The organism is Rathayibacter sp. SD072, from assembly GCF_017355185.1.
In the GTDB taxonomy this organism is placed as follows: domain Bacteria; phylum Actinomycetota; class Actinomycetes; order Actinomycetales; family Microbacteriaceae; genus Rathayibacter.
The window spans coordinates 21,801-42,248 of the sequence record NZ_JADILJ010000031.1 but is presented as its reverse complement, the minus strand read 5'-3'; the positions used below and the strand labels follow the sequence as shown (position 1 = coordinate 42,248).

Below are 20,448 nucleotides of genomic sequence, written 5' to 3'. Positions count from 1 at the left end.
CCGCTCCCACTCCGCGCGCTGCTCGGCGAGCCAGTCCTCCACCGCGGCGAAGGCCGCCGGATCGAGTCGGCAGGTGCGCACGCGGCCGCGCTTCGCCGTGCGGATCCAGCCGCCCTGCTCGAGCACGCGCAGGTGCTTGAGGAACGAGGTGAGCGCCATCGGAAAGGGCTCCGCCAGCTCGCCGACGGTCGCCGGACCCCGGCGGAGGCGGCTCACGACGGCCCGGCGCGTCGGGTCCGCGAGCGCACGGAACGCCGTGTCGAGCACCTCGCCATGGTGAGCCATACGGCTCAGTATGCCACCGGCGGCGCGAGCGGGGTGCGCGAGTCTCCTAAAATCGGAGCCATGTCGAAAGTGTTGAGCAGTCTGCCCGTGGGCGAGCGTGTCGGAATCGCATTCTCGGGAGGCCTCGACACATCCGTCGCGGTCGCCTGGATGCGCGAGAAGGGTGCGGTGCCCTGCACCTACACCGCCGACATCGGCCAGTACGACGAGCCCGACATCGACAGCGTCCCGTCGCGCGCCGCGCAGTACGGCGCCGAGATCTCGCGCCTCGTCGACGCGAAGAGCGCGCTCGTGGAGGAGGGCCTCGTCGCCCTGCAGTGCGGCGCGTTCCACATCCGCTCGGGCGGCAAGACCTACTTCAACACCACGCCGCTGGGCCGCGCCGTCACCGGCACGCTGCTGGTCCGTGCGATGCGCGAGGACGGCGTCGACATCTGGGGCGACGGCTCCACCTACAAGGGCAACGACATCGAGCGGTTCTACCGCTACGGACTGCTCGCGAACCCGCGCCTGCGCATCTACAAGCCGTGGCTCGACGTGCAGTTCGTCAACGAGCTCGGCGGCCGCACCGAGATGTCGGAGTGGCTCGTCGCCCGCGGCTTCCCGTACCGCGACGCCACCGAGAAGGCCTACAGCACCGACGCGAACATCTGGGGCGCCACCCACGAGGCCAAGCGCCTCGAGGAGCTCTCGAGCGGCATCGAGCTCGTCGAGCCGATCATGGGCGTCGCGTCGTGGCGCGAGGACGTCGAGATCGCCTCCGAGGTCGTCACCGTGCGCTTCGAGGCGGGCCGGCCGGTCGCGATCAACGGCACGGAGTTCTCGGACCCGGTCGCGCTCGTTCTCGAGGCGAACGCCATCGGCGGCCGCCACGGCCTGGGCAGCTCGGACCAGATCGAGAACCGCATCATCGAGGCCAAGAGCCGCGGCATCTACGAGGCCCCCGGCATGGCCCTCCTCCACCTCGCCTACGAGCGCCTGCTCAACGCGATCCACAACGAGGACACCATCGCCCAGTACCACTCCGAGGGCCGCCGCCTCGGTCGCCTCATGTACGAGGGACGCTGGCTCGACCCGCAGTCGCTCATGCTGCGCGAGTCGATCCAGCGCTGGGTCGGCTCCGCCGTCACCGGCGAGGTGACCGTGCGCCTGCGCCGCGGCGACGACTACACGATCCTCGACACCGCGGGCCCCGCACTGAGCTACCACCCCGACAAGCTCTCGATGGAGCGCGTCGGCGACGCCGCGTTCGGTCCCGAGGACCGCATCGGCCAGCTCACGATGCGCAACCTCGACATCGCCGACTCGCGCTCGCGCCTCGAGCAGTACGCGGCCGCCGGTCTCGTGGGCGGCCCGACCGCCGAGCTCGTCGGGCACCTCGAGATCGGCGAGGGCGAGGCGATCACCGAGGGCGGCGGCTCCGCAGCCGCCGACGCACTCGGACGCGCGACCGACCTGGCCTCGGAGGGCGCGGCGTTCGACGCCGGCACCGACTGACGCCTCCGCTCTCCAGGAGCCCCCGCGCACCCGCCTCCCGAGGCGGCGTGCCCGGGGGCTTCCGTCCTTCACACCTGCGCGTCCCGCACGAGGGCGAGCGCGGCGTCCACGGTCGCGACCGACTGCTCCGGATCCACCCGCGCCAGCACCAGCGCGGCCACCAGCAGCGACACCAGCAGATCGGCCTGCAGCGCCCGCCGCGACGGCTCCGCCCCGGGCCAGCGCGCAGAGGCCCCCGCGCGCATCGCGCGCAGCAGCTCCGCCCGGTACTCGGCGATCACCTCGCGCACGGCGTCGTCGCGCGCGATCGGCGCGCCCGCGGCATTGAGCAGCAGGCAGCCGCTGCGGGAGGAGAGGCTCGCGGCGTCCGAGAGCGCGGCGCGCAGACCCCCGAAGTAGACCTCCAGGGCGTCCGGAGCCACGTCGTCGCGCGTGAGCGGCGCGAGCCGGGGCCGCACCACCTCGTCGAGGTAGCTCTGCACGGCCGCGTCGAACAGTCCGCGCTTGCTGCCGAACGCGTGGTACAGGCTCGACCGGCGCACTCCGGTCGCCGCCTCCAGCTCGGGAACGGACGCCTCCTCGAAGCCGCGCTCCCAGAACACGGAGCGCGCCGATCGGACGACCTCGGCGGTCTCGAACATCTGCGTGCGTCCCATCGGGGCCTCCTTCTCGACTGTTCCATCATGCCGCGTCCAGGCCTATAGTGGATCGAACGTTACACAATCAGGAGGTCCCGCCGTGATCGTCACAGGACTCGTGCTCGCGGCCCTCGCCGCTGTGCTGCACGTCTACATCTTCGTGCTGGAATCGCTCCTCTGGACGACTCCGCGGGCCCGCTCGACCTTCGGCACCTCCGAGGACGAGGCCCGGGCCACGAAGGAGCTCGCCTTCAACCAGGGCTTCTACAACCTGTTCCTCGCGATCGTGACGATCGTCGGCGTCCTCGCCCTCACGTCCGGAGCGACTGCCGTCGGCGCCGCCCTCGTGTTCGCCGGAACCGGTTCGATGGTCGCCGCGGCCCTCGTCCTCCTGCTCTCCTCCCCCGCCAAGCGCCGCGCGGCCCTCACCCAGATGGCGCCCGGCCTGCTCGCGATCCTCGCGCTCGCGATCGGCCTCGCCGCCTGAACCGGCTCCGCGTCCGCTCCGGCTCCGCTCCGCCCCTCTCCGGAAGGCTCCATGACCACCGCCACCAGCACCCAGATCCAGCTCGTCCGCCGCCCCGCGGGCTGGCCGGTCGCCGACGACTTCCGCGCCGTCCAGGTGACCTACGACGCGCCCGCCGCGGGAGAGATCCGCGTCGAGAACGCCTTCGTCTCGGTCGACCCCTACATGCGCGGTCGGATGAACGACGTCAAGAGCTACACCCCGCCGTACGCCCTCGGCGAGACCATGACCGGAGGCGCGATCGGACGCGTGAGCGTGTCGGACGACCCGGAGTTCCCGGTCGGCGCGGCGGTGCTGCACCAGCTCGGCTGGCGCGACGTCGTGCAGGCCCCCGCCTCGGCCTTCCGCGTCGTCCCCGAGCTGCCGGGGGCACCCCTCTCGCTCCGCCTCGGGATCCTCGGCATGACCGGTCTCACCGCGTTCGTCGGCCTGACGACGATCGCCGGGATGGAGGAGGGCGACACCGTCTTCGTCTCGGGCGCCGCCGGAGCGGTCGGCTCGGCCGCCGGGCAGATCGCCCGCCTCCTGGGCGCGGGGCGCGTCATCGGCTCCGCGGGCTCGGCCGAGAAGGTCGAGCTGCTCACCGGGAAGTACGGCTACGACGCCGCCTTCGACTACCACGCGGCACCCGTGCGCGAGCAGCTGGCGCAGGCCGCTCCGGACGGCATCGACGTCTACTTCGACAACGTCGGCGGCGACCACCTCGAGGCCGCGCTGGACGCCTTCAGGGACGGCGGCCGCGCCGCCCTGTGCGGAGCGATCGCCGGCTACAACAGCACCGAGAAGCCGGTCGGCCCCGACAACATGGCGAACATCATCACCCGCGGCCTCACCCTCCGCGGCTTCACCCTCTCCGGCTACCTCGACCGGGCTCCCGAGTTCGACCGGCTCATGGCCGGCTGGTTCGAGGAGGGGAGCATCGCCTACGACGAGACGATCGTCGACGGGATCGAGAACACCGTCGAGGCGTTCCTCTCGATGATGCGCGGCGGCAACACCGGGAAGATGGTCGTCCGCATCTGAGCGCGAAGGAACCCCGGACGCTCGAGGGAGCCTGCAAGTGCGGGTTCCCTCGACCGTCCGGGGTTCCCCCGGTCGATCGTCAGCGCTTCACGGCGTCGATCTTCAGCATCTTGGCGATGACCGAGTCGAGCTCGGAGTCGTCGAAGATCTTCTTCCAGTCGTCCTTGATGAGCGCCTCGCGGCCGTAGCCCATGGCGATGTGGCAGGCCTCCGAGAACGGGTTCGATCCGCGCAGCCCGTTGGTCAGCGCGATCCAGGTGTGGCCGTAGAGCATGGCGCGGGCCGCCTCGTAGGGCACGCCGACGCCGTTGACGGTCTCGTCGAGCGCCTCCTTGAGGAACTCGCCCACCATGCAGGCGATGGTCTCGACCAGGGTCGGCTCGAGCACGGCGAGCTGCTTGACGGTCACCCAGTGCACCGCGATGACGGGCGCGTAGATGGTCGAGATGACCTTCTCGGCGATCGCCCGCACGTCGTCGTCCGGGTCCTCGAGGGCCGCGACGACCTCCTGCGGAGCGGCGATGCCGCCGAACGTGTCGGCCCACTCCTCCGGGGTGGTGCGCTCGAGGAACACCGACGGGTGGCACGGGTGCGCCACGGCGTAGTGGATGTCCTCGCGCTTCGCGAGGAGCCCCGCGTAGGCCGCGGCCGGGTCGAGGGTCAGGATGATCGCGCCCGACTTCATCTGCGGGATCACGTCCTCCGACACCGCGCCGAGCACGACGTCCGGGACGGCGAGGATCACGACGTCGGCGTCCGCGACGGCGTCGGGCGTCGCGGTGATCTCGCGGCCGGCCTCGCGGGTGCGCTCCTGCCCGGCGGGCGAGGCCTCGCTGTAGAGGGCGTTGTAGTCGGACTTCTGCAGGTTGTTCGAGACCCGCATGCCCATCTTGCCGCCGGCGCCGATGACGGCGACGGTGAGGGCGGGGGCGGCGGTGCCCGGGGCGGTGGTGGCGGTGGTGTCGGTCATGGGTTCCTTCTCCTGAGCTGGTCGAGGGTGGTGCGGGTCCACTCGGCTTCGAGCCGGGTGGTGACGAGCGCCTGCTCCGCGGCGGGGACGGTGTCCTGCCAGGGGAGCCAGAACTCGATGATCTGGGTGATGCCGCGCGCGTCCGGATCCAGCAGCGCGCGGAAGCCGTCGTAGTCGAGGCGGCCGTCGCCGAGGGCGGTGCCGGTGTAGACGAAGCCGACCCAGCCCGGGTTGCGGCAGAAGTCGAAGTCCTTGACGTGCCAGTTGGCGACGTACGGGGCGCAGCGCGCGACCACGTCGGCCGGCAGCTCGAGGTTCGCGACCGTGTTGGCGGGATCGAGGCAGATCCGGATCCGCGGATCGTCCAGCGTCGCGACGACGTCGACGAGGTCGGCGGTGCTCACCTGCTCGTACGTCTCGAGCGCGAGCGTGACGCCCGCCGCCTCGAGCTCGGGCGAGATGCTCCGGAGCCGGCGCAGCGTCTCCTCGCGGCCGGGACGGTCCTCCCCCGAGGTCCACATGCTGCGCAGCAGCACGACGTCCAGCGCGCGGGCGATCCCGAGCCAGCGGCGCAGGTGCTCGGGATCCGTGCCGCGCGTGCCGAGCTCGAGGGCGACGCCGCTGCCCGCCGCGAGCTCGCGCAGCGCGGCGAGCCGCTCGGCCGGGAACTCCTCGAGGCCGGGCACATCGCACAGCTGCAGGAGGCCCACGCCGAGATCGGCCGTCTCGCGCACCATGTCCTCGACGCTCATCGGCTCCGGCACCCGGTCGCAGGAGCGCCAGAAGAAGGCGTAGCTGCTGAGTCCGATCGTCACGGGCGGGCCTCCGCGAGCGCGAGCGCCTCGTCGAGGATCGTCCGCACGGCCTCTGGGTCGTGCGCGAAGCGGCCGAGGAAGAGTCCGGGGACGCGGCCGCCGAGCGCGGTCAGCAGACCCGGCCCGGCGCTCCCGCCGTAGATCACGCGGCTGCCTGCGCGACCAGGGAGCGCGGCGAGCGCCTCCTCGAGGGCGGTGACGACTCCGGCGATGAAAGAGGGCTCGGCCGGCTCGGGAGCACCGATCGCCCACACGGGCTCGTAGGCCGCGAGCACCGGGCCGGTCGAGCCCGCGGCGTCGGCCGCCTCGAGCGCCGACGAGATCTGGGCGAGTACGAGGGAGACGGCGTCGTCGACGCTGCCGCGCTCGGTCTCGCCGACGCAGAGCAGCGGCACGAGGTCGTTGCGGAACGCGGCGGCGACCTTCAGCCGGATCCGCTCGTCGTCGTCGCCGAAGAGCGCGCGGCGCTCGGCATGGCCGATCTCGACCAGGCGGCAGCCGATCTCGCGGAGCTCGGAGCCGCTCACCTCGCCGGTGAACGCACCCGCGTCCTCCCAGAACAGGTCCTGGGCGCCGAGGGCGACTCCGGAGCCGTCGACGACCGCGCCGACCGGCACGAGCGCGGGGAACGTCGGCACGACGAACAGCTCGACCACTCCCGACGTCACCGCTTCGTGGACCCGCGCGATCTCGACGACGCGGCGGCTCCACTCCAGGGTGCGCTCGTGACCGAAGTACATCTTCAGGCTCACGCCCACGGTGAAGGCGGGCGAGGCGTCCGGGGTCAGCACGACGCGGGCGAGGACGAGACCGGAGCCTCGTCGGCGCGGCCCTCCTCGTACGCCTCGATGATCTGCACCTTCTCGGCCGAGGCGGAGGAGGTGTCGAACTCGTAGCCGAGCCACTCCTTCGCGAGGCGGCGGGCGAGCTCGATGCCGACGACGCGCTGGCCCATGCAGAGCACCTGCGCGTCGTTGGAGAGTATCGAGCGCTCGACCGAGAAGGAGTCGTGCGCGGTGACGGCGCGGACTCCCGCGACCTTGTTCGCCGCGATGGCGACGCCGAGTCCCGTGCCGCAGATCAGCACGGCTCGGTCGGCCTCGCCGCGGGCGATCATCTCGGCGGCGGCGATGGCGACGCTGGGGTACGGGGTGTGGGAGTCGGCGTCGACCCCCACGTCGATGAGGGTCGCGACGCGCGCGTCCTTCTCGAGATCGGCCTTGATGATCTCCTTGTAGGTGAAACCGGCGTCGTCGGATCCGACGACGATGCGGAACGGTGCGCTCATGGTGCTCTCTCCTTGCTGGCGGGTGACGGTGTGCGACGTTACGCGTCGGTGCTGGACGGGATGGCTGCGCTCTCGCGGAGCACGGCGCCGACGGCGGTGACGATCAGGGCGAGCGAGTGCGCGCCCGCGTCGGGGGTGCCGAGGCTCTTCTCGGCGTGCGGGCGGGCGCGGCCCATCCGGGGCAGCAGCTGCGCGGTGGCGGCAGCGGCGTCGGTGCAGGCCTCGGCTGCACGGGTCCAGGCGTCGGCGAGGGAGACGCCCGCGCCGATCCGCTCGCCGAGCACGTCGGCGAACGGCACGAGGGAGTCGACCATCGTCTTGTCCCCGACGCTCGCGCCGAAGGCGAGGATCGCGGTCCGGGCACCGATGACTCCGGTCAGCACCGCGGCCGCATCGGGCCGGCCCTCGTCTCCGAGAGCCGCGCCCACCGCGCCGAGTGCCGCCCCCCAGAGGGCTCCGGAGGTGCCGCCCGCGCGGTCCGACCAGGCGTCGCCGGCGGCGTCGAGCACGGTGCCGGCTCCCGCTCGCTCCTCGTGGGCGGCCCGGGCGGCTGCGACGGCCGCGTGCACCCCGCGCTGCATCCCGATGCCGTGGTCGCCGTCACCGGCGACCGCGTCGATCCGACCGAGCTCGTCGGCGTTCTCGTCGATCACGCGCTGCGTCGCCTCGAGGGCCGCGAGCACGGTGCCGGCCGCGGCGCGGGACTCCTCGCTGGAGGCTCCGATCTCTGCTCGGGCGCTCTCGACGACCGCCTGCTCCGCCACCTGGGCGGCGGCGCGGACGGCGCCCTTGCGGTAGGCGGGCGTCTCGACGGGAGCCGCCCAGAGCCGCTCGAGCTCCTCGTCGACCCAGAAGAAGGTGAGCGAGACGCCGGCCATGTCGAAGCTGGTCACCAGCTCGCCGACCTCCGGCTCGACGATCTCGACGCCGCGCTCGCGCAGGCGGCGCTCGACGCCCGAGTAGACGACGAACAGCTCCTCGTACTTCACCGAGCCCAGGCCGTTGAGGATCACGACGAGTCGCGCCCCCTCGAGCTCGGCGACGTCGTCCGGGCGCTCGGCGAGGAGCGACTCGACCAGCAGCTCGGCGAGTCCGTCGGCCGAGGGCACGTCGTCCTCGCGGATGCCGGGCTCGCCGTGGATGCCCATGCCGACGGCCATCCGCCCCTCGGGGACGGTGAACAGCGGCTCCGACGCCCCGGGCAGCGAGCAGCCCGAGAACGCGACGCCGAAGGAGCGCGTGCGCTCGTTGGCGCGGATCGCGAGGCGCTCGACGTCGTCCAGGGACGCGCCCTCCTCCGCGGCGGCTCCGGCGACCTTGAAGACCGTCAGATCGCCTGCGATGCCGCGGCGCTTCTGCTTCTCGGAGACGTCGGCGCTCGAGATGTCGTCGGTGACCGTGACGGTGCGGACGTCGATCCCCTCGTCGCGCAGGCGCCGCTGCGCCGCGTCGAAGTTCAGCACGTCTCCCGCGTAGTTGCCGTAGCTCAGCAGCACGCCGCCCCCGTGCTCGGCGGCCGTGGCGACCGAGTGGACCTGCTGCGCGGACGGAGAGGCGAAGAGGTTCCCCATCGCCGCGCCGTGCGCGAGGCCCTGGCCGACCAGCCCGCCGAAGGCCGGGTAGTGGCCGGAGCCGCCGCCGACCACGAGCGCGACCGTTCCGGGGGCGACCTCGGTCGAGCGCACCACTCCTCCGGGCACGCGCCGCACGAAGCGGCGGTTCGCGGCGGCGAATCCGTCGATCATCTCATCGGCGAAATCGGAGGGGTCGTTGTAGAGCCGGGTCATCTCGGGGTCCTTCTCGTGGTGGCGGCGGTGGGCGTCAGTGGGCGATCACGTCGACGCTCGGAGCGTCCAGCGGAGCGTCCTTGTAGCGCCGCGCGAGCAGTGCCATCAGCACGGCCGAGAGCAGCAGGAAGAAGCCGACGACGAACATCGGGATCTCGTAGCCGCCGGTCGCGTCGCTCAGGGCTCCGGTGATGTACGGCGCCGAGAAGCCGGCGAGGTTGCCGACCGTGTTGATCAGGGCGATGCCGGCCGCCGCGGCCGCTCCCGTGAGGAAGCGGGTCGGGAACGTCCAGAAGTTGGGCAGGGCCGAGAAGATCGCCATCGCGGTGACCGTGATCACGGCGATCGTCGCGGCCGGCGAGCCGGCGAACAGCGCGAGCGGGATGCTCAGTCCACCGGCGATCGCCGGGATGACGATGTGCCAGGTGCGCACCCCGCGACGCGTCGCATCGCGCGACCAGAGGTAGAGCGCGATAGCCGCGGGCACGTAGGGGATCGCGGTGATCAGGCCCTTCTCGAAGATGCCGAACGTGGTGCCGTACTGCTCCTGGAAGCCCTCGATGATCGTGGGGAGGAAGAACGCCAGCGCGTAGAGGCCGTAGATGAAGCCGAAGTACACGAAGCTCAGCATCCAGACGCGGCCGCTCCTGAAGGCGGAGGACATCTTCGGGTGGGTCGTGACGCCCTTGGTCTTGACGTCCTCCTCGCGCTGCAGCGCCGTCGTGAGCCAGACCTGCTCCTCACGGGTGAGCCACTTGGCGTCCGAAGGCTTGTCCTTGAGGTAGAACCAGGCGATGAGTCCGACGACGATCGCGGGGAGCGAGACGCCGAGGAACATGAAGCGCCAGCCCTCGAGGCCGAAGATGCCGTCCTGCTCGATCAGGAGACCCGCGAGCGGAGCGCCGATGACCGTGGTGAGCGGCTGCGCCAGGTAGAAGAGCGCGAGGATCTTGGAGCGGTGCTTCGCCGGCACCCAGAGGCTGAGGAACAGGATCGCGCCGGGGAAGAAGCCTGCCTCCGCGACTCCGAGCAGGAAGCGGAGCACCACCAGCTGCTCGAAGTTCTGCACCCACGTGAACAGCAGCGCCACGACGCCCCAGCTCACCATGATGCGGGCGAGCCAGCGGCGCGCGCCGAAGCGGTGCAGCGCCAGGTTGCTGGGCACTTCGAGGAGGATGTAGCCGATGAAGAAGACGCCGGAGGCGAAGCCGAACTGGGCCGCCGAGAGGGCGAGATCGGCCTCCATGCCGTTGGGAGCGGCGAAGCCGATCGCCGTGCGGTCGAGGTAGTTGATGAAGAACATCAGGGCGACGAACGGCACGAGGCGCACCGAGATCTTCCTGATCGCGCTCTTCTCGACGGCGGCGTCGGCCGCGGCCGGACCACCGGCGGTGGTCTGAGAGGGAAGGTCCACGTCGATCTCCAGATCCTTGTCAACGACTGTGTTGGGGTACCGGGCCAAATTGGCTGACCGGTTGACCAATTCGATGATGCTCCGTTCCGCCGCAAGTGTCAACCGGTTCGGCTGTCGCGTGGCGTCTCCTGCCCCACGCGAGCCGTTGCTACGGTCGTCGCATGCCGGCGTATCCCGAAGACGACCCGTCCCTCGTGCGCCTGGAGCTCCAGGTGCTCCCCCGCGGCACCGCGGTCGCCGAAGTGGCGAAGCAGCTGACCTCCCTCCTCACCACGGGTGATCTGGCACCCGGATCGCGCCTGCCCCCCGAGCGCCAGCTCGCCGAGAGCCTCGGAGTGGGCCGCTCGGCCGTGCGCGAGGCCCTCGCGGCGCTCGAGATCCTCGGCATCGTCACGGTGCGCCCGGGCTCCGGCACCTACCTCCGCGACAGCACGTCGGAGCTCCTGCCGACGACGCTGAGCTGGGGGCTGATGCTCTCCGCCGGCCGCACGGCCGAGCTGATCGAGGTGCGGAGCGGGCTCGAGATCCAGGCGGCGATGCTCGCGGCACTCCGCATCGAGGACGCCGATCTGGCGAAGCTGCGCGCGCACCTGGACGCGATGGAGTCGCACCTGGACGACCTCGCGGCCTTCGTCGAGGCCGACGTCCGCTTCCACCTGCAGATCGCGGTCAGCTGCGGCAACGTGGTGCTCCGCGACCTGCTGCAGACCATCCGCTCGCTGCTGCGGCTGTGGGTCGAGCGCGCGCTCAGCGACCCGCAGCAGGCGCGCGACGCCTTCGCCGAGCACCGCGCCGTGCTGGAGGCACTCGAGGCGCGCGATCCGGCCGCGGCCGCGCGGGCGATGGAGTCGCACATGAGCACCGCCTCGCGCCGACTGGCGGACTCGGGGAGCTGACCCGCGCGGACGGTGGCAGACTCGGCGCATGTCGTCCCTCCTGGGCCGGTCGAGCGCTGCGGTGCTCGCGGTCGCCGCCTCCCTCCTCCTGGTCGCCGGCTGCGCGGGTCGCGCCGAGGTCGCCTCCCCCCGGACGCCGCTCCCCACGCCGGTGAGCGCGTCGCCGACGGCGACACCGAGCGCGACGCCGACTCCGGCATCGACGGCGACGCCCGATGCGACGCCGACTCCGGAGGAGCCCACCGCCTCCCCGATCGCGCCCTCCCCCGCAGCGCCTGCTCCTGAGGCATCGGTCCCGGAGGCACCGGCTCCGGCCGCGCCCGCTCCCGCTCCCGTCGCGCGCTGCCACGGGGGCGACCTCTCGCTCGAGTACCTCCCCGATCCCGAGGCCTCCGGCGCCGGCTCCAGCGCGTTCGACCTCGTCTTCACCAACGTGTCGTCGCTGCCGTGCACCCTCGCCGGCATCCCGGGCGTCTACCCGACGGACGCCGACGGCGTGCGCATCGGCGCGGTCGCCGCCGCGGTCGGTCCGAACCCGGGCGGCCTGCTCACCCTGCAGCCCGCCGGCCGGGCCGAGGTCCGCGTCGTCCGCCACTCCCCCGGCGCCTACGGCTGCCCCTCCGCCGTCTCCGCCCGGATCGTCGCCGAGGTCGTCGACGACCTCGATCCCGCGGTCAGCGCTCCGGCCGCCCTCGAGGTGTGCACCGACGGCACGGTCGTGCTCGAGGCGTCGACCTACACGCCGCTGGGCTGAGCCCTCCGCACGACGCGGGCGGCCTCGCCGGGAGCCAGTCGGAGCGGGCCGACGCCGAGGGAGCCGTCGAGCGACCGCCGCCACTCGTGCACGCCGTCCCACGACGGCTCGATCCCGGTGGCGCCGAGGTTGCCGACGAGGAGCAGCTGCTCCCCCTCCCGCTGCACGCCGATCGCCACCAGCGGGAGCGGAGCCGCGTCGACGGTCACGACCTCGCCGCCGCCGATCTCGGCGGCCCACTCCAGCACCCGGCCCGCCGGTGTGCCGGATGCCCCGCGGGGTCCCCACTCCTCGAAGTAGGCGAGCGAGTCGACGCCGGGCTGCGCCAGCGCGGCGACGCTCCCCACGACCCACGCGGCGAGCGCCGGCGAGGACTGCCGCGGGTCGGTCGCGCCGGGCAGGTGCTGCGGTCCGTAGCCGTGGGCGTCGATGTCGGCGTCCCCCGGGTCGAACGGCGACGTCGAGACCGCGTTCATCCGCGCCCCGAGTGTGACCGGGCCGATGCGCAGTCGACGGCCGTCGGCGATCGCCAGGGCGTCCCGCACGACCGCGCGCTGGGTCCCGAGCGACTCCACGAGCTGGTGCCCCGAGGTGTCGTGCATGAAGGCGGTCAGGCTCAAGGCGAGCGGAGCGTCGACGACGGCGAGCTCCTGCGCTCCCCGGTTGAGCTCGGTGAAGTGCGAGCGGACGCCGCCGAGCACCTCGGCCCCCGTCCCGCCCACCGCGCGCCGGGCCGCGTCAAGCAGCTCGGGGGTGCTGCGGTGCCCGTGCGCGGCGTAGACGCCGAGGCGGGCGAGCGGAGCGTCCCCGACGGCGCCGAGGACCCGCGCGACATCGTCCGGTTCCGCCGCGACGATCCGGAGGTCGATGCTCCGCTCCTGCGCGTCCTCGAGGGCGCGGGCGAGTGCCCGCCGCCAACCCGCCCAGCGCGGGTCGCACTCCACGAGCAGGCCGACGCGGCCGATCCAGCTCTCTGCCGGTCGAGCCGCCGACGGTGCGCTCGACGCCCCCGTGAGGATCTCGGGGAACGCGTGCCCGGCTAGCGCGAGGCGCAGCCCGTCCGGTTCGGCCTTCGCCGGGGTCGGCGTCCCGGAGCACTCGATCCGGACGCTCTGCCGGACGACCTCCCCCTCGGCCACCGCGACCGGGAACGGCCGGTCCAGCGGAGTGGAGTACGTCTTGAACGACGCGTCCGTCCAGTTGCGCTGGTCCTCCATCTCGAAGACGTCGCCGTCGAACGCCGCCGTCACCGCCACTCCGCTCGCCGTCCACGCGAGACCGGCGATGTCGCGGGCCGGCTGATGCGGGGCGATGCGCGCCGGGAACCGCGTCTGCTCGAGGGAACCGTCGGTGCGGAGGACCTCGAGCGGCGCGCCTGCCGCGTCCGCCGGGTGCAGCACGACGAGACCGAGTCTGTTGCGCAGCAGCGCGGTGGCGGCGCGCGCCTCGAGCGCGAGCATCAGGGTCGACTCCTCGAACCGCGCGCGCAGGATCCACTCGACGCGGGCGCCACCGCCCTCGCTCATGCCCTCGATCACGAGCTCGTCCTCCTCCGCCCTCAGGTCGGCGCGCGTGGTCGCGAACGTCCCCCAGTCGCGGTCGCGCACGACGAACCGCACTCCTCGGAGGATCCGCGCGCCCTCGAAGCGGATCTCGTCCAGCCGCCCCTCGGCGCTGCGCAGCGCCCACGGGCCGCAGCGCACCTCCCGCTCGTCGCGCTCGGCCGGGAGCAGCAGCGCGGCCGGGATCGTCGGGGCGGCGGGGCTTATTCCGATCGGCCCCATGGTCACAGGGTCGTCATGCCGCCGTCGACGCGGAAGAGCGCGCCGGTGGCGTACGAGGACTCGTCGCTCGCGAGGTAGACCATGATGCCCTCGACGTCCTCGGCCGAGCCGGGTCGCCCGATCGGGATCCGCGAGACGATCGCGGCGCGCGCCTCGGCGTCCCCCGAGATCGCGGTCACCAGCGGGGTCTCGGTGTAGCCGGGCACCACGGTGTTCACGCGGATGCCCTCGCCGGCGTAGGCGGCGGCGACCGTGCGGCCGAGGCCGTGGATGCCGGCCTTGGAGCTGCTGTAGGCGGTGAAATCCTGGCCCTCGCCGTTCAGTCCCGTGGGGCTGCCGGTGAGGACGATCGAGCCGCCGCGGCCCCGCATCGCCCTGACCGCGTGCTTCACGGTCAGGAAGGTGCCGGTGAGGTTGATGTCGATCGTCCTGCGCCACGCCTCGAGGCTCAGGTCGGCGATCTTCGCGTCCTGGCCGAAGAGCTGCACGCCCGCGTTCGCGACGACGACGTCGGGAGCGCGGCCGTCCGCGTCGAGCTGTGCGAAGGCGGCCTCGACGCTCGCCTCGTCCGAGATGTCGAGCGCGACGGCGACAGCATCCGGGTAGGCGCCGGCCGCGTCGCGCGCCGCGTCGAGGTCCCGGTCCGTGAAGGCCACGCGGGCCCCTTCGCGGGCGAACCGCTCCGCGACGGCCCGGCCGATGCCGGAGCCGGCTCCGGTGACGAGGGCGTTCTTGCCGATGAGGCGTCCGGTCATGCGTGCTCTCCTTCGAGTCGATCCAGCTCGATCATAGGAGGCGAACCGGTTGACCGCATTCCCTTCTCTTCCGTGCGTCCGCTCGATTCCGCCCTCCGGCGTCTCCGGGAGCGTCCCGACGCGCCTCCGCGACCCCTTGACCCAGGAGCTGGGAGCGGCGACTCTCGCTAGCACGCACGCTCCCACTCGCATCAGGAGGTCACCCATGAAGGTCGGCTCGCTCGTTCTCCGTCTCGCCGTCGGCGGACTGTTCGTCGGACACGGACTGCAGAAGCTCCGCGGCTCGTTCGGCGGTCCGGGTCTGGAGGGCACCTCGCAGATGATGGAGAGCCTCGAGATGCACCCGCCGCGCCGCAACGCCCTCGCAGCCGCGGTCACCGAGACCGCCGGCGGTGCCGCATTGGCCCTCGGAGCGGTCACTCCGCTCGCCGCCGCGGGCCTGGTGGCCACGATGGTCACCGCGGTGCGGAAGGTGCACTGGAGCAACGGCCTCTGGAACGCGGGCGGAGGCTGGGAGTTCAACGGACTGCTCGTCGCGGCGACCGCCGCGGTCGTCGCCGACGGTCCCGGTCCGCTCTCGCTCGACGCCCTGGTCGGCAAGTCGAAGTGGGGCGCCGGATGGGCGCTGCTCGCTCTCGTCGCCGGCGCCGCCGCCTCGACCGCCGCCGTCGAGGCGGGTCGCCGCTCGGCAAGCGCCGGTGCGTCCGCGTCCACCACGGCCGACTCCTCCGCGTCGACCAGCCCCGACTCCCCCATCTCCGCCGCCGACGGCACCGCCTGACACCGTCGCTCCGGGTTCCGGAGGCTCGATCCCCGCGTCGTGAACGGCGTGCTCGAGCCTCCGGGACCACGTCGGCCCTCGCCCGTCGGCCTCGCCCGCTAGCCTCGCCTCGTGACCGACTCGCCTCGCCCCGCCGACCATCCGCCCCGTCCCGCCGCCGAGGACCTCGACGCCTGGCAGCGGGCGGCGGACCGTCTGCACGAGGAGGGCGACGACGTCGTCGAGCGGATGCGCGTGCTCGCCGCGCGCTACCCGAGCGAAGACGGTCGAGGCCACTTCGAGCTGGGCGGCGCCCTCGACAGCGCCGGTCACGAGACAGAGGCCGCCGCCGAGTACGAGCGGGCGCTGGAGCTCGGTCTCGACGAGGAGCGCCGGGCGCAGCTGAGCATCCAGTACGCCTCGACCCTCCGGAACCTCGGTCGGCACGAGGAGGCCGTCGCCCTGCTGCGTGCGGCGGACCCGCACCCCTCCGTCGGAGCGGCTCGCGAGGTCTTCCTGGCTCTCGCGCTGCACAGCGCGGGACGCCCGGCCGAGGCGCTGCGCACCGCTCTCGAGGCCCTCGCCCCCACCCTGCCCCGCTATCGACGGTCCGTCGCCGCGTACGCCGCCGCCCTGACCGACTGAGCCCTCACTCCGTCAGGAGCGCGTCGATCTGGCCCATCGCCTGGCGCATCCCCTCCTCCATGCCCATCTGGACCATCTGCTCGAGCTGCTCCACCGACTCGAAGGCCGAGCGGACGACCATCCGGGTACGCCCGGCAGCCTCCTCGAGGGCGACGACGGCGTGAGTCGTGCCGTACTCGTCCACCGGGTTCCCGTCGTCGTCGGCGAAGCCGTCGTCGAACTCGAAGCGCACGGGCTCCTCCACCGCGGTCACGAGCCACCATCCCCGGGCCTTCTCCCCACCGGGGCCGGTCATGTAGTAGCTGCTGCGGCTCCCCGGAACAGCCTCGTGCCGCTCGAAGGTCGCCGGCCAGCTCGGCGGCCCCCACCACCGCTCGAGCAGTCGCGGCTCGACCCAGATGCGCCAGACGCGGTCGATCCCCGCGTCGAACTCCGCGGTGATGGTCATGGTCAGGTTCTCGACGTCCTTGACGGACTCCAGCACGGTCATCGTGCGCTCCCTCTCCTCGGTTCTGCGGTCGGCTGCCGCCCCTCCTCGGCGAGGAGGCCGGTGATGCGGTCGACGCGTCCGCGCCAGAGCTCCTCGTAGGCGTCGAGGAGTCGCGCTGCCCGCTGCAGCGCCTCGACCTCTCCGCTCACGAGCTGCTCCCGTCCGCTGCGTCGCTTGCGCACGAGCGACGCGCGCTCGAGCACCGCGACGTGCTTCTGCACCGCGGCGAACGACATCGCGTACTCCGACGCCAGCACCGAGACCGACTGCTCGCTCTGCAGCACCCGGGCGACGATGTCGCGCCGGGTGGCGTCGGCGAGCGCTCGGAACACCCGGTCGATCCGCTCGTCGTCTTCCACATCTACAACCATTTGGTTGCACGTTACTCCTCGGGTCAGCGGGAAGGGAAGACCTGCCGGCCCGGAACCGACGAGCCGGACCTCGCGGCCCGGGTCGCGCGCTCCCCTCTCCCCCTGAATCGTCCCGCCACCCCGGACATCAGCGGCGCTCCGCGGCCGCCAGCAGCCTCCGCGAGGTGCCGTCGAGGACCCAGCCGGGCACGCGCCGGGCGGCGAACAGCGACTCGTAGAGCTGCGCCATCGAGTACGCGGGATCGAGCCTCCGCGCCTCGCCGAGATGCAGTGCCGCGAGGGAGCCGACGCCGCGCGCCCACCAGCACCAGGCCAGCACGGTCAGGACCGGCACGCGCACCCCGGGAGGAGCGAGCGCGGCCGTCCGCGCCAGCGCGGTCGTCGCCCGCTCGAGTCGTCCGCGATCCGGCCCGGGCCCCTCTCCCATCAGCAGCTCGGCGTCGGCGACGTCCCTCGCATCGGTGCGCCCGATCGCCGCCTCCCTCGCGATGATCTCGTCCATCGTCTCGCCGGTGAACTCCTGCTCCGCCTGCTGGCGGACCATGCGGAGGAACGACGACCGCGCACGGTGAGGGCCGAGCGCGATCTGCAGCGTCAGCTGGTCGCGCAGTGGCGGGGACTGCAGGAGCTGGAGGACCCGCCCCTCCCTCCGCGCGACCGAGGGCCCCTGCAGCCATCGCTCGACGACAGCGGTCGGGTCCTCGAGCATCCCTCCCGGCGGCGTCGCGAGCACCGCCTCGACGACGCGGCGGTCGTCCTCCTCGACCACCGGGAGCACGGCGAGCGCCGACACGTCCAGCGGCTCGTCCGCCACCGCTCGCGAGAAGAGGCCGGACTCGCTGTCCTCGATCCCGGCGAGAGGACGCGGAGTCCGCCGCTCCGAGGGGATCGTGTACCTGCCCCAGCCGTCGGACGCCACGCACGCCACCCCCACGATCCCGAGGTCGGTGCGCTCGAGACGCTCGACGAGGGCCCGGCCCAGCTGCGGGCGCGGGATGCCCGCCTCCGCGTCGAAGCTCCGATCGGTGTAGACGACGGCGAGGACTCCGTCCGCCTCGGGGACCGCCGCCAGCGAGGCGACCGCACCCTCTGCGAGGGCGTCGACGTCCGACGGACGCAGCTCCGCGGCGAGCGGGAGGCGGAAGCCGCCGACGGTGCGGCGCCCGAGGAACGGGACGACCACCAGGGACTCCTGCGGGAGGACGCCCAGGAGCGACGGGACGACCGAGAGCAGGTCGGCGAAGCCCTTCGCACGGACGAGCTCGACCTCGCGCAGGAGGTCGGGGTCGGAGGGACGGGAACGGTCGGAGGTGCGATCGAGAGGAGGCATGGCGGACAGCGTCGTCGGTCCGCGACGGGCGCGGACGCGTGAGGTGGGATCCGGTGGAGACCTGCCGCGCCCGCTCGCCTGTGGAGGAGCACTGCTGCGAGCCGGGACCACCGCGCGGCTCGCTGCCTCTGCGCACTGGTGCACTCTCCCGTCCGCGCCGTAGCCTGCCCTCATCCGCAGCTCCGTCGCCCCGTCGGAGCACAGAGAGAGGGAGTCGGATGGTCGAGATGAAGCTCGAGCTCGTCCCCGTGCCGGTCACGGACGTCGATCGCGCGAAGGACTTCTACACCCGCGTCATCGGCTTCGTCGCCGATCACGACGTCGTCGTCCACGACGGTCTGCGATTCGTGCAGCTCACTCCGCCGGGCTCGGCCTGCTCCGTCGTCCTCGGCCTCGGAATCACCGACATGGTGCCGGGCTCCCAGAAGGGACTCCAGATGGTCGTCGCCGATGCGGTCGCCGCCCGCGAGGAGCTCCTCTCCCGAGGAGCCGACGTATCGGAGATCGACTCGCAGCCGTGGGGCGAGTTCGTGCACTTCGCCGACCCGGACGGCAACACCTGGTCCCTGCAGCAGATCGTCGTCCCCGGCTGAATCGGCCGTCCGGTCTCCTCCGGTCACGGGATCGACGCGGAACCGAGACGATCCGCCTCCTGCCGACACTGTCACAGTGAGAGCGGACGAGGGGAGGCGCGATGATCACCGAGGAGGCGACGGACGCCGAGCTCGTCCGCCGGGCGGCGGCGGGCAGTGAGGCCGCCTTCCGCACGCTCTACCGGGCGTACGTCCGCCCGGTCTACTGGATCGCCCACGGCATCCTGCGCGACCCGGGCCACGCCGAGGAGGTCGTGCAGGAGACGTTCGTCCTCGCCTGGAGCAAGCTCGAGGGTCTCGAGCTGGCCAGCGACTCGCTCCTCCCGTGGCTCGTCACCATCTGCCGGTACCAGGCGGCGAACCGGATGAGGGCCGTCCGGCGCGAGCGCGAGCGCACGGTCCAGACCGATGAGGACGTCGCCTCCCCGCACGATCTCGAGCAGCAGATCGTCACCGCCGCCCTGACCGAGGCGGTCCTCCGCGAGACGGAGGGGCTCTCCGAGCTCGATCGCGCTGTCTTCCGCCTGTGCGCCACCGAGGGCCGCGGCTACGAGGAGGCGGCCCGTGAACTGGGCGTCACCCACGCCACCGTCCGCAACCGCCTGTCGAGGGTCCGCCGCAGGCTCCGCCTCGTGGTCGACGATTTCCGAGGAGCAGAGCAGCCATGACCGAGTCCCCCGTCCTCCTCCCGACCCTCGACGACGAGCGCGTCTCCGCGATCGAGACCCGCCTGTTCCGCGCCCTCGCCGCGCAGCGGCAGGCCCGTGCACTCCGCCGACGCAGGGCTGTCGCCCTCACAGGAGTCGCCGCGGGCCTCCTGGCGCTCGCCGTGGTGGTCGGCCCCCTCGTCAGCCTGAACGGCATCACCAGCGGCGCGTCCGACTCCGCCGCGATCGCTCCGCAACCCGCCGGGGACGGCTCAGGCGGCGCGAACGGCGACTCCGGCGCAGGAGGGCGCGAGCAGTCGGCACCCTTCGTCCCGGGCGCGGCGGACGGCCCTCCCGCGGACGGTGCGGCGGAGGCGACCTCACGTGAGATCGTGTCGACCGCCGCGGCCACTCTGCGAGCGGGTTCCGTCGACGAGGCGATCCGCACGCTCTCCGCGAGCGCCTCGGCGCTCGGAGGGTACGTCGAACGCTCGAGTAGATCCGAGCGGATCGACCTGGGGGCGACGGAGCCGGAGGGCTTCGCGGGAGACGACGGATCCGGCGGCCTCGCCTACCCGACGCCGCTGCCCGACGGCGCCGGCTCGATCACGATCCGCGTCCCCTCCGATCGCCTCGCCGAGGCGCGCGACTCCCTCGACTCGCTGGGCGCCGTCACGGCATCGACCCTCGACCAGCAGGACGTCACGCTCGAGGCCGTCGATCTCCGCGCCCGCTCGGAGGCGGCGAGCGCCTCGGTCGACCGCCTCACCCAGCTCATCGCGCAGGCGGGCAGCCTCGCCGATCTGCTGGCCGCCGAATCCGCGCTCACCGAGCGGCAGGGCGAGCTCGAGTCGATCCAGCAGCAGCTCACCGCTCTCGAGAGCCGGGTGGCGCTCGCCTCCCTGACCGTCACCGTCCTCCCCGAGGAGGCCGTCACGTCCGCGAATCCTGCAGGCTTCCTCGACGGCCTCGCCACGGGCTGGAGCGGGCTCGTCGCGGCCGGCAACGCCGCACTCATCGGGATCGGATTCCTGCTGCCGTGGCTCGTCGTCGCCGCGCTCGTCGCAGCGGTGGTCCTGGTGATCCGGCGCCGGAGGGCGACGCCACGACCAGGAGCGCCGGACGAGCTCGGCTGACCGGGGCGTGCGAGTCGCGGAGGGTGCACCGCGGTCGTCCTCGC

General features: G+C 72.7%; 23 protein-coding genes. 10 read left to right on the top strand and 13 right to left on the bottom strand.

The annotated features are described in order from the left end of the window. Window positions 1-285: helix-turn-helix transcriptional regulator (locus IOC53_RS12770; protein WP_207406249.1), on the bottom strand; the 285-nt coding region annotated here is incomplete at its 3' end. Between the two features lie 60 nt (window positions 286-345). Here IOC53_RS12770 and argG point away from each other — a divergent pair. Next, a complete protein-coding gene (gene argG / locus IOC53_RS12765; protein WP_077224451.1) occupies window positions 346-1,782 on the top strand; it encodes an argininosuccinate synthase in 1,437 nt (478 codons plus the stop codon). Between the two features lie 68 nt (window positions 1,783-1,850). Here the strand turns inward: argG and IOC53_RS12760 are convergent, their stop codons facing one another. Then, window positions 1,851-2,438: a TetR/AcrR family transcriptional regulator gene (locus IOC53_RS12760; protein WP_207406247.1), complete on the bottom strand. Its 588-nt coding sequence runs from the start codon at window positions 2,436-2,438 to the stop codon at window positions 1,851-1,853. Window positions 2,439-2,520: 82 nt separating this feature from the next. Here IOC53_RS12760 and IOC53_RS12755 point away from each other — a divergent pair, with 82 nt between their 5' ends. Beyond that, window positions 2,521-2,907 carry a DUF1304 domain-containing protein gene (locus tag IOC53_RS12755; protein WP_207406246.1) on the top strand — a complete coding sequence of 129 codons (387 nt, stop codon included), beginning with the start codon at window positions 2,521-2,523 and terminating at the stop codon, window positions 2,905-2,907. 51 nt (window positions 2,908-2,958) lie between these two features. Beyond that, the gene (locus IOC53_RS12750; protein ID WP_207406245.1) at window positions 2,959-3,969 is read left to right on the top strand and encodes an NADP-dependent oxidoreductase; all 1,011 of its coding nucleotides are present in this window, start codon (window positions 2,959-2,961) and stop codon (window positions 3,967-3,969) included. A 79-nt stretch (window positions 3,970-4,048) separates the two neighbouring features. Here IOC53_RS12750 and IOC53_RS12745 read toward each other — a convergent pair whose 3' ends face one another. The 6 genes from IOC53_RS12745 to IOC53_RS12720 are packed head-to-tail and all read right to left on the bottom strand — an operon-like array spanning window position 4,049 to window position 10,243. Next, window positions 4,049-4,939 carry a phosphogluconate dehydrogenase C-terminal domain-containing protein gene (locus IOC53_RS12745; RefSeq protein WP_207406244.1) on the bottom strand — a complete coding sequence of 297 codons (891 nt, stop codon included), beginning with the start codon at window positions 4,937-4,939 and terminating at the stop codon, window positions 4,049-4,051. After that, the gene (locus IOC53_RS12740) at window positions 4,936-5,754 is read right to left on the bottom strand and encodes a TIM barrel protein (RefSeq protein ID WP_307786185.1); all 819 of its coding nucleotides are present in this window, start codon (window positions 5,752-5,754) and stop codon (window positions 4,936-4,938) included. The genes IOC53_RS12745 and IOC53_RS12740 overlap by 4 nt, the downstream gene beginning before the upstream one ends. Next, window positions 5,751-6,545, bottom strand: coding sequence for a triose-phosphate isomerase family protein (locus IOC53_RS12735; protein ID WP_307786184.1), 795 nt, complete (start codon window positions 6,543-6,545; stop codon window positions 5,751-5,753). Before IOC53_RS12735 ends, IOC53_RS12740 begins: the two co-directional genes overlap by 4 nt. Continuing rightward, window positions 6,539-7,042: a ribose-5-phosphate isomerase gene (locus IOC53_RS12730; RefSeq protein ID WP_207406243.1), complete on the bottom strand. Its 504-nt coding sequence runs from the start codon at window positions 7,040-7,042 to the stop codon at window positions 6,539-6,541. Before IOC53_RS12730 ends, IOC53_RS12735 begins: the two co-directional genes overlap by 7 nt. A gap of 38 nt (window positions 7,043-7,080) precedes the next feature. Next, on the bottom strand, window positions 7,081-8,829 hold the full coding sequence (locus tag IOC53_RS12725) for a dihydroxyacetone kinase family protein (RefSeq protein ID WP_207406242.1): 1,749 nt from the start codon (window positions 8,827-8,829) through the stop codon (window positions 7,081-7,083). A gap of 34 nt (window positions 8,830-8,863) precedes the next feature. Continuing rightward, on the bottom strand, window positions 8,864-10,243 hold the full coding sequence (locus IOC53_RS12720) for an MFS transporter (RefSeq protein WP_207406241.1): 1,380 nt from the start codon (window positions 10,241-10,243) through the stop codon (window positions 8,864-8,866). A gap of 161 nt (window positions 10,244-10,404) precedes the next feature. Here IOC53_RS12720 and IOC53_RS12715 point away from each other — a divergent pair, with 161 nt between their 5' ends. Together IOC53_RS12715 and IOC53_RS12710 are read left to right on the top strand one after the other, a co-directional pair. Then, window positions 10,405-11,139 (top strand): FadR/GntR family transcriptional regulator, encoded by a 735-nt coding sequence (locus IOC53_RS12715; RefSeq protein WP_207406240.1) that lies wholly within the window; start codon window positions 10,405-10,407, stop codon window positions 11,137-11,139. Window positions 11,140-11,167: 28 nt separating this feature from the next. Then, window positions 11,168-11,893, top strand: coding sequence for a DUF4232 domain-containing protein (locus IOC53_RS12710; RefSeq protein ID WP_207406239.1), 726 nt, complete (start codon window positions 11,168-11,170; stop codon window positions 11,891-11,893). Here IOC53_RS12710 and IOC53_RS12705 read toward each other — a convergent pair. Next, complete coding sequence (locus IOC53_RS12705) at window positions 11,875-13,677, bottom strand: hypothetical protein (protein ID WP_207406237.1); 1,803 nt, start codon at window positions 13,675-13,677, stop codon at window positions 11,875-11,877. The genes IOC53_RS12710 and IOC53_RS12705 overlap by 19 nt on opposite strands. Window positions 13,678-13,679: 2 nt before the next feature. After that, a complete protein-coding gene (locus IOC53_RS12700; protein WP_207406235.1) occupies window positions 13,680-14,432 on the bottom strand; it encodes an SDR family NAD(P)-dependent oxidoreductase in 753 nt (250 codons plus the stop codon). 205 nt (window positions 14,433-14,637) lie between these two features. Between IOC53_RS12700 and IOC53_RS12695 the strand changes: the two genes are divergently transcribed. Continuing rightward, window positions 14,638-15,213 (top strand): DoxX family protein, encoded by a 576-nt coding sequence (locus IOC53_RS12695; protein WP_207406234.1) that lies wholly within the window; start codon window positions 14,638-14,640, stop codon window positions 15,211-15,213. A gap of 111 nt (window positions 15,214-15,324) precedes the next feature. Next, the gene (locus IOC53_RS12690) at window positions 15,325-15,837 is read left to right on the top strand and encodes a tetratricopeptide repeat protein (RefSeq protein ID WP_307786183.1); all 513 of its coding nucleotides are present in this window, start codon (window positions 15,325-15,327) and stop codon (window positions 15,835-15,837) included. Window positions 15,838-15,841: 4 nt separating this feature from the next. Here the strand turns inward: IOC53_RS12690 and IOC53_RS12685 are convergent, their stop codons facing one another. The 3 genes from IOC53_RS12685 to IOC53_RS12675 all read right to left on the bottom strand — a co-directional run bounded on the left by IOC53_RS12685 (window position 15,842) and on the right by IOC53_RS12675 (window position 18,028). After that, complete coding sequence (locus IOC53_RS12685) at window positions 15,842-16,327, bottom strand: SRPBCC domain-containing protein (protein WP_207406233.1); 486 nt, start codon at window positions 16,325-16,327, stop codon at window positions 15,842-15,844. Next, entirely contained in the window at window positions 16,324-16,698 is a 375-nt protein-coding gene (locus IOC53_RS12680; protein ID WP_207406232.1) for a helix-turn-helix domain-containing protein, read from the bottom strand. The genes IOC53_RS12685 and IOC53_RS12680 overlap by 4 nt, the downstream gene beginning before the upstream one ends. A gap of 127 nt (window positions 16,699-16,825) precedes the next feature. Next, window positions 16,826-18,028 carry a DUF4192 family protein gene (locus tag IOC53_RS12675; protein WP_207406231.1) on the bottom strand — a complete coding sequence of 401 codons (1,203 nt, stop codon included), beginning with the start codon at window positions 18,026-18,028 and terminating at the stop codon, window positions 16,826-16,828. A gap of 218 nt (window positions 18,029-18,246) precedes the next feature. On the opposite strand from IOC53_RS12675, the gene IOC53_RS12670 reads away from it, so the two are divergent. The 3 genes from IOC53_RS12670 to IOC53_RS12660 all read left to right on the top strand — a co-directional run bounded on the left by IOC53_RS12670 (window position 18,247) and on the right by IOC53_RS12660 (window position 20,404). Further along, window positions 18,247-18,621: a VOC family protein gene (locus IOC53_RS12670; RefSeq protein WP_207406230.1), complete on the top strand. Its 375-nt coding sequence runs from the start codon at window positions 18,247-18,249 to the stop codon at window positions 18,619-18,621. A 101-nt stretch (window positions 18,622-18,722) separates the two neighbouring features. Continuing rightward, window positions 18,723-19,289: an RNA polymerase sigma factor gene (locus tag IOC53_RS12665; protein WP_207406229.1), complete on the top strand. Its 567-nt coding sequence runs from the start codon at window positions 18,723-18,725 to the stop codon at window positions 19,287-19,289. Then, on the top strand, window positions 19,286-20,404 hold the full coding sequence (locus IOC53_RS12660) for a DUF4349 domain-containing protein (protein WP_207406227.1): 1,119 nt from the start codon (window positions 19,286-19,288) through the stop codon (window positions 20,402-20,404). Before IOC53_RS12665 ends, IOC53_RS12660 begins: the two co-directional genes overlap by 4 nt. The last annotated feature ends 44 nt before the right edge of the window (window positions 20,405-20,448 follow it).

Coding starts and splice junctions, on each gene's coding strand:
- argG (WP_077224451.1), top strand. CDS start 346: ATGTCGAAAGTGTTGAGCAGTCTGCCCGTGGGCGAGCGTGTCGGAATC.
- IOC53_RS12760 (WP_207406247.1), bottom strand. CDS start 2,438: ATGGGACGCACGCAGATGTTCGAGACCGCCGAGGTCGTCCGATCGGCG.
- IOC53_RS12750 (WP_207406245.1), top strand. CDS start 2,959: ATGACCACCGCCACCAGCACCCAGATCCAGCTCGTCCGCCGCCCCGCG.
- IOC53_RS12745 (WP_207406244.1), bottom strand. CDS start 4,939: ATGACCGACACCACCGCCACCACCGCCCCGGGCACCGCCGCCCCCGCC.
- IOC53_RS12730 (WP_207406243.1), bottom strand. CDS start 7,042: ATGAGCGCACCGTTCCGCATCGTCGTCGGATCCGACGACGCCGGTTTC.
- IOC53_RS12725 (WP_207406242.1), bottom strand. CDS start 8,829: ATGACCCGGCTCTACAACGACCCCTCCGATTTCGCCGATGAGATGATC.
- IOC53_RS12715 (WP_207406240.1), top strand. CDS start 10,405: ATGCCGGCGTATCCCGAAGACGACCCGTCCCTCGTGCGCCTGGAGCTC.
- IOC53_RS12710 (WP_207406239.1), top strand. CDS start 11,168: ATGTCGTCCCTCCTGGGCCGGTCGAGCGCTGCGGTGCTCGCGGTCGCC.
- IOC53_RS12705 (WP_207406237.1), bottom strand. CDS start 13,677: ATGGGGCCGATCGGAATAAGCCCCGCCGCCCCGACGATCCCGGCCGCG.
- IOC53_RS12700 (WP_207406235.1), bottom strand. CDS start 14,432: ATGACCGGACGCCTCATCGGCAAGAACGCCCTCGTCACCGGAGCCGGC.
- IOC53_RS12695 (WP_207406234.1), top strand. CDS start 14,638: ATGAAGGTCGGCTCGCTCGTTCTCCGTCTCGCCGTCGGCGGACTGTTC.
- IOC53_RS12685 (WP_207406233.1), bottom strand. CDS start 16,327: ATGACCGTGCTGGAGTCCGTCAAGGACGTCGAGAACCTGACCATGACC.
- IOC53_RS12680 (WP_207406232.1), bottom strand. CDS start 16,698: ATGGTTGTAGATGTGGAAGACGACGAGCGGATCGACCGGGTGTTCCGA.
- IOC53_RS12675 (WP_207406231.1), bottom strand. CDS start 18,028: ATGCCTCCTCTCGATCGCACCTCCGACCGTTCCCGTCCCTCCGACCCC.
- IOC53_RS12670 (WP_207406230.1), top strand. CDS start 18,247: ATGGTCGAGATGAAGCTCGAGCTCGTCCCCGTGCCGGTCACGGACGTC.
- IOC53_RS12665 (WP_207406229.1), top strand. CDS start 18,723: ATGATCACCGAGGAGGCGACGGACGCCGAGCTCGTCCGCCGGGCGGCG.
- IOC53_RS12660 (WP_207406227.1), top strand. CDS start 19,286: ATGACCGAGTCCCCCGTCCTCCTCCCGACCCTCGACGACGAGCGCGTC.